Annotated in this window: 16 protein-coding genes; 7 read left to right on the top strand and 9 right to left on the bottom strand. The window is 70.2% G+C overall.

The genetic code is table 11. The features are described from left to right. Positions 1–437 (top strand): hypothetical protein (locus BV453_RS09490; RefSeq protein ID WP_249521453.1); only part of this gene is annotated, 437 nt, incomplete at its 5' end. A 28-nt stretch (positions 438–465) separates the two neighbouring features. Next, entirely contained in the window at positions 466–693 is a 228-nt protein-coding gene (locus BV453_RS09485) for an RNA-binding S4 domain-containing protein (protein ID WP_025102805.1), read from the top strand. Here BV453_RS09485 and BV453_RS09480 read toward each other — a convergent pair. After that, positions 633–1,625 (bottom strand): DMT family transporter, encoded by a 993-nt coding sequence (locus BV453_RS09480; RefSeq protein WP_249521452.1) that lies wholly within the window; start codon positions 1,623–1,625, stop codon positions 633–635. The two genes, BV453_RS09485 and BV453_RS09480, sit on opposite strands and share 61 nt — an antisense overlap. Positions 1,626–1,657: 32 nt before the next feature. Between BV453_RS09480 and BV453_RS09475 the strand changes: the two genes are divergently transcribed. Beyond that, on the top strand, positions 1,658–2,263 hold the full coding sequence (locus BV453_RS09475; protein ID WP_249521451.1) for a TetR/AcrR family transcriptional regulator: 606 nt from the start codon (positions 1,658–1,660) through the stop codon (positions 2,261–2,263). On the opposite strand, the gene BV453_RS09470 is transcribed toward BV453_RS09475, so the two are convergent. After that, positions 2,260–2,736, bottom strand: a complete 477-nt coding sequence (locus tag BV453_RS09470) for a hypothetical protein (protein WP_249521450.1) — start codon at positions 2,734–2,736, stop codon at positions 2,260–2,262. The genes BV453_RS09475 and BV453_RS09470 overlap by 4 nt on opposite strands. Before the next feature lie 91 nt (positions 2,737–2,827). Between BV453_RS09470 and BV453_RS09465 the strand changes: the two genes are divergently transcribed. Then, positions 2,828–3,460: a winged helix-turn-helix transcriptional regulator gene (locus BV453_RS09465; protein ID WP_249521449.1), complete on the top strand. Its 633-nt coding sequence runs from the start codon at positions 2,828–2,830 to the stop codon at positions 3,458–3,460. Positions 3,461–3,469: 9 nt separating this feature from the next. Here the strand turns inward: BV453_RS09465 and dnaB are convergent, their stop codons facing one another. After that, positions 3,470–4,843, bottom strand: a complete 1,374-nt coding sequence (dnaB, locus tag BV453_RS09460) for a replicative DNA helicase (RefSeq protein ID WP_025102810.1) — start codon at positions 4,841–4,843, stop codon at positions 3,470–3,472. 515 nt (positions 4,844–5,358) lie between these two features. Here dnaB and BV453_RS09455 point away from each other — a divergent pair. After that, a complete protein-coding gene (locus BV453_RS09455) occupies positions 5,359–6,423 on the top strand; it encodes a hypothetical protein (RefSeq protein WP_249521448.1) in 1,065 nt (354 codons plus the stop codon). A 102-nt stretch (positions 6,424–6,525) separates the two neighbouring features. After that, on the top strand, positions 6,526–8,385 hold the full coding sequence (locus tag BV453_RS09450; protein WP_249521447.1) for a hypothetical protein: 1,860 nt from the start codon (positions 6,526–6,528) through the stop codon (positions 8,383–8,385). A 206-nt stretch (positions 8,386–8,591) separates the two neighbouring features. On the opposite strand, the gene BV453_RS09445 is transcribed toward BV453_RS09450, so the two are convergent. From BV453_RS09445 to rpsF, 6 genes are all read right to left on the bottom strand, one after another. Further along, on the bottom strand, positions 8,592–8,957 hold the full coding sequence (locus BV453_RS09445; RefSeq protein ID WP_249521446.1) for a cupin domain-containing protein: 366 nt from the start codon (positions 8,955–8,957) through the stop codon (positions 8,592–8,594). Positions 8,958–8,973: 16 nt separating this feature from the next. Next, the gene (locus BV453_RS09440) at positions 8,974–11,109 is read right to left on the bottom strand and encodes a CapA family protein (protein ID WP_249521445.1); all 2,136 of its coding nucleotides are present in this window, start codon (positions 11,107–11,109) and stop codon (positions 8,974–8,976) included. 140 nt (positions 11,110–11,249) lie between these two features. Continuing rightward, positions 11,250–11,702, bottom strand: a complete 453-nt coding sequence (rplI, locus tag BV453_RS09435) for a 50S ribosomal protein L9 (protein ID WP_249521444.1) — start codon at positions 11,700–11,702, stop codon at positions 11,250–11,252. A gap of 11 nt (positions 11,703–11,713) precedes the next feature. Next, positions 11,714–11,968, bottom strand: a complete 255-nt coding sequence (gene rpsR / locus BV453_RS09430) for a 30S ribosomal protein S18 (RefSeq protein WP_017203799.1) — start codon at positions 11,966–11,968, stop codon at positions 11,714–11,716. A 71-nt stretch (positions 11,969–12,039) separates the two neighbouring features. Next, the gene (locus BV453_RS09425; protein ID WP_025102815.1) at positions 12,040–12,543 is read right to left on the bottom strand and encodes a single-stranded DNA-binding protein; all 504 of its coding nucleotides are present in this window, start codon (positions 12,541–12,543) and stop codon (positions 12,040–12,042) included. Between the two features lie 5 nt (positions 12,544–12,548). Next, the gene (gene rpsF, locus BV453_RS09420; protein WP_249521443.1) at positions 12,549–12,917 is read right to left on the bottom strand and encodes a 30S ribosomal protein S6; all 369 of its coding nucleotides are present in this window, start codon (positions 12,915–12,917) and stop codon (positions 12,549–12,551) included. A 224-nt stretch (positions 12,918–13,141) separates the two neighbouring features. Here rpsF and BV453_RS09415 point away from each other — a divergent pair, with 224 nt between their 5' ends. Then, positions 13,142–13,846 carry a hypothetical protein gene (locus BV453_RS09415; RefSeq protein ID WP_249521442.1) on the top strand — a complete coding sequence of 235 codons (705 nt, stop codon included), beginning with the start codon at positions 13,142–13,144 and terminating at the stop codon, positions 13,844–13,846. The last annotated feature ends 9 nt before the right edge of the window (positions 13,847–13,855 follow it).

Genomic DNA, 13,855 nt, shown 5'->3' with positions numbered 1-13,855 from the left:
ACCGCGGCCCTGTCACCGGCATCGGCACCGACGACGTCGACGAGCTCCTCGCGATCGCCGCCGCCGCCCAGGACGCCGCCGAGGGCGAGGTCACCTCGATCGACGCGAAGCGCGACGGAACGTGGGAAGTGCAGCTGACCACGTCCGCCGGGGACGAGACCGAGGTGCGCGTGGACGACGACCTCACCGCGACCGTGGTGTCGACCGACGCCGCAGACGACGACGACAAGGGACCGACTCTCACGCTGGACGAGGAGACCATCCGCACTCTCGTCGACGCCGCCCTCGCCGAGGCCGAGGGGATGATCACCGACCTCGATGTGGAATCCGACGACGTGAGCCCCTACGACGCCTCCGTCCTCACGACGGACAACCGCTCGATCGACATCTCCTTCGACGCCTCGTTCGCGGTCGTCGGCACCGACGTCGACGAGTGACCGCGGCCCTGACGGCTAGCATGCAAGGATGACGAACTCCGATCCGATCGACGAGGTCTCCATCGGCGGCGAGGTCATCCGCCTCGGCCAGTTCCTCAAGTTCGCGGGACTGCTGGACTCGGGCGGCGACGCGAAAGAGGTCATCATCGACGGCTACGTCACCGTGAACGGCGAGGTGGACCGGCGCCGCGGGCGTCAGCTCCGCGACGGCGATGTGGTGACCTTCGAGGGCCGGGCGGTCCGCGTCCGGCCCTGACCCGGCATCGCGGAGCCTCCCTCCACCTCTGCGCCCCGGTTCCGCGCCTCGCTCACGAGCACCGCGGTCACCCCGGCGCCGCACAGCACGAACCCGCCGAGCGTGATCGCCGTGAGGGGTTCGCCGAGCAGCAGCGCCCCGCCGATCGCGGTCGCCGGGGCGACGAGGAAGAGCAGCGCCTGCAGTGCGGTGATGCCGACCCGGCGCAGTAGCCACCAGTAGAGGCCATAGGCGCCGAGCGTGGGGAAGACGGCGGTCAGGACCACGGCGATCCAGAACGACGGTCGCGCCGGCGGAACGAGTGCCCCGGCGAGCGCGGCGATGACGAGGAGCAGCACGGCGGTCACGCTCACGTGGATGGTCAGGGTCAGCAGCACCCCCGTACGCACGGCCGTCCGCCGCTGCACCAGGGTGCCGATCACGAGGCAGACCATCGCCGCCGCCGGAAGCAGATACGCGACGAGCGGCGCGGAGCCCGCGCCGAACTGGGACTGCACCACGAGCAGCACCCCCACCGCCCCGATCACCAGTCCCCACACCTGGGCGCCGCGCACACGGAGGCCCAGCACCGGCCCGACCAGCACGGCGACGAGCAGCGGCTGGACCGCGTCGATCAGCGCGACGGTGCCGGTGGCGATCCCTGCGGCGACGGCTGCGTACACCGCAGCGCAGTACCCGAATTGGGTGAGCGCTCCGATGACCGCTTGGACACCGAGCTCCCGCGCGGTCATCCCCTTCGCCGCTCCGGACACCGCGACAAGGGTCACGAGCAGGACGGCGAGGGGCGTGAACCGCCAGACCAGGAGCGTCAGCGGGTCGACGTCCGCGGTGGCGACCGCGGGGATGAGGAATCCCGAGCTCCACGTGAGGACGAAGGCCACCGCCGCACCCGCGGTCACGACCCGGGAGAGTATACCGATCTGTTTACTCATCCCGTCACTATACAGGTTGGTATACTCGCTGCATGTCGACAACCGTGCCGGAGCTGCCGCCGCTGACGCCCGGGGCGCGCCGCGTGCTCGACGCCGCCTCCGACCTCTTCTACGAGCGCGGCATACACGCCGTCGGGGTCGACACCATCGCCGCTGCGGCCGGGATGACGAAGAAGACCCTGTACGACCGCTTCGGATCGAAGGAAGCGCTCGTCGTGTCCTACCTGCAGCACCGGGACGCCCGCTGGCGGGATCACGTCGCCGCTCACCTCGCACGGGTCCCGGAGCCGGGGCACGCCCGCGTGCTCGCGATCTTCGATGCCGCCATCTCCTGGGTGCCGGACCACAGCACCAAGGGATGCAGCGCCATCAACGCGCGCGCCGAGATCGACGGCCCCGGGGACGCCCCGCTGGTGCTCGCCGAGGCTCGTCGCGAGAAGGAGTGGCTGCTCGCGGTCTTCGCTGAGCTCTGCGGTGAGGCCGGGTTCCACGACCCGGACCGGCTCGCCGAGACGCTCATGCTCCTCTATGAAGGCGCGATCGTCACCGTCGGCATGGGGACGTTCGCGGAGCCGTTCGCGACGGCTCGGGACAGCGCGCGCCGACTGCTGGAATCCGCGGCGTCCGACGCGTCCTAGACGCCGGTCGTCGGTGAGGACGCGCGCGGCGGCAGCACCGCGCGCACCGTGACCACGAGGAACGCCACGAGCAGCACCACCATCGTCACGTCCGCGACGATGTAGGCGTAGTGCGCGCCGTCGGTTCCCGGAGCCTCCTGCCTTGCGATGACGAGGTCGCTGCGCCGATTGAGGATCGGGCGGATGACGATGACCTCGACGAGGAACACCAGCCAGAGCCCGCCGAGCAGCAGAGCCGAGGAACGCCCGGCACGGGCACGGACGCTGACCGCCGTCAACACGAGGAGCACCGCTCCCGCGAGGACGTTGAGGGCGGTGAACACGAGGCGACCGATGCCGAGACCCAGCGGGATCGTGATTCCGGGAGCCAGGAACTTCAGCGGTGCCTCCAGGAACGAGATCGCGATGATCGCCCCGAGCAGGAAAGCGGGCAGCAGCAGGCGCAGCGCCGTCACCGTGCGTCCACCCGTCATGGCCTCAGGCTAACCGGGCGATCCGCACCCCCGGCGGCGGGTGACCGTGGAAATCGGCCCCTCGCTCTGCGCTCAGGGGATAATGGGTAACATGCCACGTCCTACCGACGCCTACCGCGGACTCATGCAGAGCAGCCGGCTGCGGGTTCTCGCCGCCTTGATGGACACTCCGGGAATCGGCCTCGCCGAGCTCTCCCTCCGCATGGGCCTCCACGTGAACACCCTGCGCGACCACCTCCGCGTGCTCGAGGGTGAGGGTCTCGCCCGGTCCGAGGTGGAGCACACGGGCCGCCGAGGAAGACCGCGCCTCCGCTTCTCCCCCGTGCTGCCGAGTGAGCCGAATGAGATCGAGGAACGGCGGGTTCAGGAGGCGATCCGCCACGGCGACCTCATGCGCGCGGTGCTCCCGGCGACGCGATCGGGCCTGCCCGAGGCCGCGACGCATCAGCTCGACGCACTGTTCCATCACCTCGACGACGTGGGCCTGCAGCCCAACATCGACGAGAAGGCGATGACCGTCGACCTCTCCCCCTGCCGCTTCCACACGCTGCTGACCGATGACCAGACCGTGGTCTGCCGGGTGCACGAGGAGCTCATGAAGTCGGTGCTGGCGAGAGCCGGCGGACCCGTGGAGATCGAACGCGTGATCCCGTTCACGAGCGCGCACTCCTGCCACGTCCGGCTCAGCCTCCGCGAGGAGTCGGCGTCCGACGCAGGAAGCTGACGCCGGGGATCAGTTGAAGTCGCCGCCCGGCGCCATGTCTGCGAACCGGGAGTAGTGCCCCTGGAAGGCGACGGTGATGGTCGCGGTCGGACCGTTACGATGCTTGGCCACGATGAGGTCGGCCTCGCCGGGACGGACGTCCTTGTCGTAGACCGAGTCGCGGTGCAGCAGGATGACCATGTCGGCGTCCTGCTCGATCGATCCGGACTCTCGCAGGTCGCTGATCGCGGGCTTCTTGTCCTGGCGCTGCTCGGGACCACGGTTCAGCTGCGACAGCGCGATGACCGGCACCTGCAGCTCCTTGGCGATGAGCTTGAGGCTTCGGGAGAACTCCGAGACCTCCTGCTGACGGGACTCGACGCGCTTACCCGACGTCATGAGCTGGAGGTAGTCGATGATGACCATGCGCAGACCGGCCCGCTGCTTCAGCCGTCGGCACTTCGCCCGGATCTCGACGAGCGTCATGTTCGGGCTGTCGTCGATGTAGAGCGGGGCGTCGTTGATGCGGCCGCGGGTGGCGGCGACCGTCGTCCAGTCCCGCGGGTCGAGCGTTCCCTTGCGCATGTTCTGCAGCGGGATCGCCCCCTCGGCGCTGAGCAGACGCATCGCGATCTCGCTCTTGCCCATCTCGAGGGAGAAGAAGATCGAGGGGAAGTCGTGCCCGATCGAGGCCGCACGGGCGAAGTCGAGGGCGAGCGTGGACTTTCCCATCGCGGGTCGCGCGGCGACGACGATCATCTGCCCGCCGTGCAGGCCGTTGGTGAGCTCGTCGAGCTCGCGGAAGCCGGTGGGGATGCCGGTCATGGAACCGTCGCGGCCGTTGGCCGCCTCGATCTCCTCGACCGCGGCGTCGACCGCGACCGTGAGCGGCACGTAGTCCTCGGCCGTCTCCGAGCCGGTCACCGAATAGATCTCGGCCTGCGCGTTGTTGACGATGTCGGTCGCGTCGCCCTGGCCGTCGTAGCCGAGCTGGACGATGCGCGTCCCGGCGTCGACGAGGCGGCGGAGGATCGCGCGCTCGGAGACGATGCCGGCGTAGTAGCCGGCGTTGGCCGCGGTCGGGACGATCGACGTGAGCGTGTGCAGGTAGTCGGCGCCGCCGGCCTTGTTCAGCTCACCGGTCTTGATCAGCTCGTCGGTGACCGCGACGACGTCGGTCGGTTCACCGTGGGAGTAGAGCGAGAGGATCGCCTCGAAGATGAGCTCGTGCTTGGGAATGTAGAAGTCGGCGCCCTTGAGCGTCTCGATCACATCGGCGACGGCGTCCTTCGACAGGAGCATGCCGCCCAGGGCGCTCTGCTCGGCGAGGAGGTCGTGCGGAGGGGTGCGCTCGGGCGGACGCTGCCCTCCCAGGCGCTCCTCGGAGATGTCGGCGATCGACACTGTGTTCCCTTCGATGCGACGGTTCTGAGGCGGGCCCCGCGCGCGCATCTGCGGATGCCGGTGCGGGGGACCGCGGCCGCGCGGCGGCCATCCCCAGACAAGCAGGTGCCCCCGACATTCGGTCGCTCGACCACGCTATGAGCGGTCTCCACACGGTGCAACACGGCCTGTGGATAACCATGTGGACAGCGTGCGGACAATCTCGGAGTGTCTGTGCAGAACAGGTGTGGATAACCCGGTGGACGGTGTGAACACCGAACTTTTTTACTGCCCTGACCGGGGTTTCATCGTTTCCCCACCCTGTGGATGAAAACGAGTTTAAATTGCGCGTTGAAGGTTTCCCCTCCGGAGGGGGCATGTGTAGAACCTGGGGAAAGTCAAGCCGGAAATCCGCCGGGCGCGTCACGATCTGACACGAGAAGAATCGGATGTAAACGCCCCTGGACAGACAGGGGGTCCGCGAGTATTCTGCCTCCCATCGACACACCCGTGGACCTTCGGAGGGGGAGGACGACGTGGACGCTCGGACCACCCGACGCGGCGTACCCCACGCCGTCCTCTGGGGTGGAATCGGCGCGCTCGCCTGGGCAGCCCTGACCGTCCTCACCGGCGGCGGCTCCGCGCACGCGGACGAGCAGCCGAAGGGTCCGCTCGACAGCCTCACCTCGGTCGTATCCGAGACCGTCACCGCCGTGACGAAGCCGGTCGTGAACGACGTCGTGGCTCCGGTGGTGAACCAGGTGGCGACTCCGGTGGTCCAGGAGGTCGTCGCGCCCGTGGTGCACGAGGTCGTGGCTCCGGTCGTGACCCACACCGTCGCTCCCGTGCAGGAGGGCGCTCCCGCCGTCGTCGAGACGGTGACCGAGACGGTGACGCAGGTCCCGGTCGTCGGAGACACCGCGGCCCCGGTGCTCGAGGCGGTCGCCGAGACCACCGAGACGGTCGTCGAGCCCGTGACCGACGTGCTCGGCTCTGCACCGGTCTCACAGATCACGGCGCCCGTGCTCGACCTCGTCGGCGGCCTTCCGCTGGTCGGCGGCATCGTCGTCGACTCCGGCGCCATCGACCTGGTCGAGAACGTCGTCGGCGTCGTCGATGGCACGACCGGCCTGATCGGCGGCGTCGTCGATGAGACCGTTCCGCCGGTCGTCGAGGTGCTCACGCCACTCGAGCCGGCCGCACCGCAGACCCCGGAGGGCTCCGTCCCCGCGGGTGTGACCACGGCGCGCGACGAGATCGCCGCGCTTCCCGAGCCTGCGCCCGCACCGTCGGCCTCCCCGAGCACGGGCCAGCACTTTGCGCTCCGTACCGTGGCTTCCTTTGCAGGCCCGGTCTCCGCGACCGACTCCTCGGACGCCGGCGCCGGTGACGCCGCTCCGGTGCCGCTCGGTGCTCCTCCGGCCGCTCCGGCCGCCCCCGCCTCTTCCTCCGCCACCTCGGCCGGAGGTTCCGCCAGCGCCCCCGCTCGCCTCAGCGAGATCGGCGCCACCCCGCTCCGTGCTGGGGAGCGGGCCGCCGGCGCACGGGACGACGCCCTTCCGGGCGCCCCCGTCGCCGACACCGACGTTTCTCCCGACTGACGGACTGTCGCGTCATCCCACCCGGATGACAGATGCCGTGCTGCGCGCGCACTTCCTCGCGTGCATCCCATCAGACACACCAGTCACGTCAGGAGAACCATCATGCGTACCTACGCGAAGCGCGTCCTCTGGGGCACGCTCATCGCCGGCGGGATCACCCTGCTCGGCGCGACGGCCGCCAATGCGGCCGAGACGTCCGGAGACGACGGCTTGCTCTCCGGCACCCAGGCCGTAGCACCCATCACCGCCCCGATCACGGTCGTCGACAACGCGATCTCCGTGCTCGGCGACGCGGCATCCACGGCGCCTGCCCCGGCTCCCGCTCCCGCCCCCGCTCCGCAGACGAGCGGCGCGGAGGGCACGGCATCCGGCACGCAAGCCGTGGTGACCGTGAACCTTCCCGTCACGGTGATGGACAACGCCATCAGTCTCACCGAAGACTCCACGACCAGCACCCCGGCCGCCGCTCCTCCCCAGAGCGCGGCTCCCCAGGCCCCTGACGCGGCCGGGGTGCTTTCCCTCGACACGGACGGCCTGGATGGTGTGCTCTCGGGCACCCAGGCTCTCGTGGCGGTCAACGCCCCGGTGACCGTATCCGACAACGCCATCTCGCTGCTCGGTGACTCCGAGTCGGCCGCCGAGGGGGAGAGCGCCGCAGCACCGGCGCCTGCCCCGGCGACCGGGTCGAGCACCTCGGGCGAGGACGGCACCGCGAGTGGCACGCAGGTCGTCGCCCCGGTGACGGCCCCGGTCACGGTGGGCGGCAACGCCATCTCGGTCCTCGGCGACAGCGAGGCCACCGGCACCACCGGCGGCACCACGGCCCCGACCGCACCCGCGGCCGGCGGGAGCACCACCGGCGGTGGGGACAGCATCCTCGGAGGCACGCAGGCCGTGGCACCCGTGACGGCTCCTGTCACCGTCGGCGGCAACGCCATCTCGGTCCTCGGCGACAGCGAGGCCTCCGGCACCACCGGCGGCACTGCGACCCCGACCGCACCCGCGACCGGGTCGAGCACCTCGGGCGAGGACGGCACCGCGAGCGGCACCCAGGTCGTCGCCCCGGTGACGGCCCCGGTCACCGTCGGCGGCAACGCCATCTCGATCCTCGGCGACAGCGAGGCCTCCGGCACCTCCGGCGGCACCGCGGCCCCGACCGGACCCGCGGCCAGCGGCAGCACCACCGGCGGCGACGACAGCACCCTCGGCGGCACCCAGGTGGTCGCACCCGTGACCGCCCCCATCGGTGTCACCGGCAACGCCATCTCGGTCACCGACGACGCCACCGTCACCGGCACCACCGGCGGCACGTCCCCGACCGCACCCGCGACCGGAGGCAGCACCACCGGCGGCGACGACAGCACCCTCGGCGGCACCCAGGTGGTCGCACCCGTGACCGCCCCCATCGGCGTCACCGGCAACGCCATCTCCGTCACCGACGACGCCACCGTCACCGGCACCACCGGCGGCACCACGTCCCCGACCGCACCCGCGACCGGAGGCAGCACCACCGGCGGTGACGACAGCATCCTCGGCGGGACTCAGCTGGAGCTCCCCGTGACGCTTCCCCTCACGATCGGCGGGAACGCGATCTCCGTCGTCGGCGAAAGCACGGTGACCGATCCCGGCACGAACCCCGGAACGGACCCGGGCACGGATCCGGGCACTGATCCCGGAACGGACCCGGGCACCGACCCCGGCACCGACCCCGGCACGGACCCCGGCACCAACCCCGGCACGGACCCCGGCACCAACCCCGGCACCGACCCCGGAGTGAACCCGGGAACGACGCCGAGCACCGGAGCTGGCATCACCAGCATGCCGTGGGCTGCGGGTGCCGCCGCGACGGGTGAGGCCACCGGCCTCGCGATGACCGGTGGCGCCTCGGCCCCGTGGCTGTGGGCCCTCGCCGCTCTCCTGCTGCTGGGAGGTGCGGGCCTGCTGCGCCGTCGCACGGCGTAGGCGCTGAGCCCCGGCGGTGGCGATGTCCTCGGGGGAGGAGACTCGCCCCCGCCGGTGCGCGGCAGCGTCCGCACGTGCGGTGCAGCCCTCGCTGCGCTTCCTCTGCCGGGCGTGACCGCCGCGCAATCGGCGGATGCCCCGTGGTCCCCCCACCGCGGGGCATCCGTGCGCCCGTTCTGCGGACGCACGGGACGCGATGCGGGGGCTTAGCCGAGCTCCTGGAGCTCCGCCGTCATGTCGCCACCTGCGTCTCCGGTGTTGACCGTGCCCTTCGGCTCGAAGAGGATCGCGTGCACCTCTTCCTCGGCTTTCGGGCAGTGCTCGACGCCCCGGGGCACCACGAACACGTCGTTCGCGTTCAGGACGACGTCGCGGTCGCGGAGCTGGATCGTCAGGCGTCCGCTCACCACGAAGAACAGCTCGTCGGTTTCGGGATGCGTGTGCCAGACGAACTCGCCCTGCAGCTTCACGACCTTGACGTCGTAGTCGTTGACGCTCGTCAGCCGGTGCGGCTGCCAGTGCTCGTGGATGGTGGACAGGGCCTCGTGCACATTGCGAACGTCGTCCGTCATGGCCAGCAGCCTATCCTCACGGCAGGACGATCGACCCGTCGGCGTCGACGACGACAGCACTGCCCGGGAAGTCCCGCCGGCCGCGCTCGTCCATCAGGGCGCCGGCCCGACCGGTCGGATCGGGCTCCGGGGCGCCGCCGTCGGCCGCCAAGCGGATCGAGCGGACCTGTCCGCCGAGAAACGTTCCGTCGGCACGGAGACGGACCGACAGGTAGGCGCCGAAGCGCGTCTCCTCCTCGGCCCCGAAGACGCCCCCTCCCGCGAAGTTGCCCAGACTGTAGGCGATGAGGCGGCCGCGGTAGAGCTCCGCACCCCGGACGACGTGCGGGCCGTGCCCGACCACCAGATCGGCCCCGGCGTCGACGGCCGCGTGCGCGAACGCCTGCGGATCGCCCCGGTTCTCCCCGAAGCTGAGCTCGGTCCCCCCGGTGACCGCGTCGGCCTCCGGTCCCTCGGCGCCCATGTGCGCGTGGACGACGACGAGGTCGGCCTGCCCCGCCGCCGCACGCACGACCTGACCGACGTGGCGGAGGTCGGTGACCCGGTTGAATCCCCCATACGGCGCGAAGCCGACCAGGGCCACGGTGGTCTCCCCGACCCTCGTCACGACGACCTCGTTCCGGTCCCCGACGGCGTCCATGCCCTCCGCGCGCAGAACGGCCCTCGTCTCGTCGACGCCCTCCCGGCCGAAGTCGTGACTGTGGTTGTTCGCCTGATTGAGCACGTCGAAGCCGCGCAGCGCCGCAGCGGCATCCGGCTCGCTGCGGAACGCGAGGCAGTGGTCGCTCCCGCCGCACTTGTCGACGCCGGTGTCCGCCGCGATCACCTGCTCCAGATTGCCGGTGACGAGGTCCTCGGTGAACCAGGGGCGTACCTCGTCGAAGGTCGATCGCCCGCGATCCGCCGGGATTCCGCGCGACGCGTCGTACAGCAGGATGTCGCCCACGGCGCCGATGCTGACTTCTCCCTCGCTGGTGGCGGCGCGGTCGATGATCGCGGAAGGCCGAGCGGGGATCGCCGCTGCCGCGGTGACGGCGAGGCCGACCCCCAGCAGTGCCAGCACCGCGACCGGGGTCCGCCAGGGGACTCTGCGTGGCGCGCCGTCGACCGCGGCCCGCCGACGAGGCAGATCCCACAGCCAGGCGAGTCCGTCGCGAGCGGTGAGCCGATCGAGGCCGATGCACGCGGCGACGAGACCCGCCGTGAGCACGATCGGGAGCAGGAGGGCCGCGATCAGCTGCACCGCCTGCCCCGCGTCGGACAGCACTCCCACGAGCGCGGCGTCGGCGAGCGCGAGCAGCGGCATGTGCAGGAGGTAGATCGGCAGGGTGCGGACGCCGAGCGCCTGCAGACCCCGCCCGACCAGAGGGAGGCCCGCGAGGATCGGGGCGACCGCGATTCCCATCGCCACCCCGAGGACGGACACGGTCGGCCACACCCCGGGAACGGTCTCCGTGCCCGTCACGCGCATGACGGCGTAGGCGGCGAGGTACCCGAGGATCAGGGCCCCGGCGAGTGCGGGTCGCGGTCGAGCGGTGAAGCGACGGATGCGCGGCGCGAGGTATGCACCTCCGAGGAAGAAGAAGAGGTTGTAGAGGAGCGATCCGCGGTTGCTCACCACGTCGACCAGTCCGGCGGCCACCGTCACCGAGAGCATGCCGGCACCCACCAGCAGGACGCCGCGCGGCAGTCGGTGCAGGCCCTTCGCGACGACGAAGTACAGCGCGAGCGCGTAGAGGTACCAGGTGTTCGGCGGGCTGATCGTCACCCCCTCCACGAACGCGGAGACGCTCCGCGGCACGAACGTCGGGAAGTCCGGGAATGCCCACATCGCGGCGGCGTGGATGAGGCTCCACAGCAGATACAGGTAGAGGAAGCGGACGACGCGGGGACGGAACACGACGGCCCACGGTCGGGCCAGCGCCGCGGAGGCGAAGTACCCGGACAGGAACAGGAACAACGGCATGAGGAACGGCCAGATGAGGTCGCTCGCGAGACCCCAGGCTCCGGGGAGGGGGATGCCGAGCCGCCAGTCGACCTGCAGGTAGGTCTTCAGCACGACGTGCCAGAACACCACGAGGACGATCAGCAGCCCCTTCGCGGCATCGCCCCAGGGCGCTCTGGATGTCGGGAAGGGGGGAGGTGTCACCATGGAATCGAGCCAACAGCACAGCATGTTGCGTCGGCGTATGAGAAATGTCGCCTGATCCTCACCTCGTCCCGATGCAGAACGCCCCCTGTCCCGGAGGACAGGGGGCGTTCCGTTCGACAGGCGCGCGCCCGTCGGGTGCCTTACTTGGCGGCGACGACCTGCAGCGTGATGACGGCAGTGACGTCCTCGTGCAGACGCACGGTCGCCTCGTGCTCACCGGTCACCTTGATGGGCGAGGGGATGTGCACCTTGCGCTTGTCGATCGAGCCGAGGCCCGCAGCCGTGACGGCCTCTGCGACGTCGGCGGTCTTCACCGAGCCGAACAGACGGCCTTCCTTGCCGGCCTTCACCGCGAGACGCACCTTGGTGCCCTCGAGGGTGTTCTTCAGGGCCACAGCCTCGTCGCGGTCGTGGATCGCGCGTGCCTGACGCGCGGCCTGGATCGACGCGACCTGCTTTTCGCCACCACGGGTCCACGCCGTAGCGAAGCCCTGGGGGATGAGGTAGTTGCGGGCGTACCCGTTCTTGACCTCGACCACGTCACCGGCGCTACCCAGCCCGGCGACCTCGTTCGTGAGAATCAGCTTTGCCATCTCAGTACCCCTTACCGGCCGGCGCCAGCGTAGGGCAGGAGCGCCATCTCGCGCGCGTTCTTGATCGCGGTGGCGATCAGACGCTGCTCCTGCACCGACACACCGGTGATGCGACGGGCGCGGATCTTGCCGCGCTCCGAGACGAACTTGCGGAGGGTGGCGACATCCTTGTAATCGATGACGCCGACCCGGATGGACTTCGCGGGAGCGGCGTTCTTCGCGCCCTTCCGCGGCTTGCGGCGGTCGCCGCTCGACTTTCCAGCCATTGCTTTTCCTTAGTGATGAGCGGGGTGCGGCCCTTCGACAAGCTCAGGGACCCACCCGTGAAGAAGTGTTTTCAGAAGGGGGTGTCGTCGCCGAAGCTGCCCGGAGTGCTCCAGGCATCGGCGCTGGTCGACGAGCCGGGCGTGGACCACGGCTCCTCCGACACCTGCTGCTGCTGCGCGGGACGGGACTGTCCCCCGCCGCCACCGCCCGAGGCCGCACGGGTGACCTGCGCGGTCGCGTACCGCAGCGAGGGGCCGATCTCGTCGACCTCCAGCTCGATCGCGGTGCGCTGGTTGCCCTCACGGTCCTGGTAGGAACGCTGGCGCAGACGACCCTGCGCGATCACGCGCATGCCCTTGGTGAGCGAGCCCGCCACGTGCTCGGCGAACTCACGCCACACCGAGGCGCGGAGGAACAGCGCTTCGCCGTCCTTCCACTCGTTCGCGGCACGGTCGAAGTTGCGAGGCGTCGATGCGATGGTGAAGTTCGCCACCGGCAGCCCGTTCTGCGTGTAGCGCAGCTCGGGGTCGGCGGTGAGGTTGCCCACCACGGTGATGACGGTTTCGCCGGCCATGAGACTTAGGCCTTCGCAGCCTTGGCGGCCTTGCGGGCAGCCTTCTCTTCGGAGCGCTTGGCCTCGGAAGCGATCATCGCCTGAGCCTCTTCGGCGCGGAGCACCTTGGTGCGCATGATCTGCTCGTTCAGCTTGAGCTGACGGTCGAGCTCCTGCGTGGCGGCGCTGGTCGCGGTGAAGTTGACGACGGCGTAGATGCCCTCGGTCTTCTTATGGATCTCGTAGGCGAGACGGCGCTTGCCCCAGATGTCGACGTTCTCGATAGAGCCACCATCGTTGGTGATGACCTTCAGGAACTTGTCGAGCGTCGGGGCGACCTGGCGCTCGTCGATCTCGGGGGTCAGAATGACCATGAGTTCGTACTGGTGCGTCACTTACCCACCTCCTTCGGACTAGAACGGCTCTCGGGACTTTCCCGGGAGCAGGAGGGTGTGTGCACGTGCCCGCCCCAGGAGACCGAATGGACGCCGGAAGGCAGACAACCTCGACAGTCTAGCGGAGTTTCCTCGGAGCTGCCTCCCGCACTTCCCGCGCGGCCTTGGCATGCTGGAGGGCGTGCCTGGTGACGGTCATCGGCACGGACCTGGAGGGGGGCGCCATGCGCGTCAACAAGTGGGGGGTCGGCGTCGTGCTGGCCGCCGCCGTCATGCTCACCGGATGCTCGGCGGGAGCGTCGGAGAAGCCGGCCGAGTCGAAGCCGAGCGGTGCCGCATCGCAGGAGGCCGAAGCGCCGTCCAGCGACTGCCCCGAACTGGCCGAGGGCGCCACCGTCGACGGCTCCGCGCTCGGCGCCTGCATCGCCGAGGCCATGACCGACACCGCCGGCTACGCCGCCAAGACCGTCGTGATGGGCATGGAGTCCACCACGCGCTTCAACCCGGCCGAGAAGGCGCTGGAGTCGCTCTCGCCGATGGGCTCGATCGTCGCGATCGGCGACGACGTCTGGGTGAAGTCGCCGTCGAGCGACTGGCAGGCCGCCGACCCGTCGTCGAGCGACCCCATCATCGCCGGCCTCAGCACCACCGCGAAGGACGTCACCGCGATGGACCCCGCCGAGACGGCGAAGGCCATCACGGGTGACTTCACCGTGACCGGCACGGGCGAGCGCCTCGGCCAGAAGGTCTACCTCGTCAGCGGCACCGTCGAGCAGGCGGGCACGCCGGTCGAGGTCGTGTTCGAGGTCACCGAGGACTACGTCAACCTCGCCTCGACCAGCTCCGCGACCGTCCAGGGACAGTCGGTCGACGTCGCCCTCGAGATCACCGAGTGGGACGTGAAGCAGGACATCGTCGCGCCGCTCTGATCGGACGAG

This window comes from Microbacterium sp. ER1, from assembly GCF_023383675.1.
In the GTDB taxonomy this organism is placed as follows: Bacteria; Actinomycetota; Actinomycetes; order Actinomycetales; family Microbacteriaceae; genus Microbacterium.
This window is presented reverse-complemented; position numbering and strand designations above follow the sequence as displayed.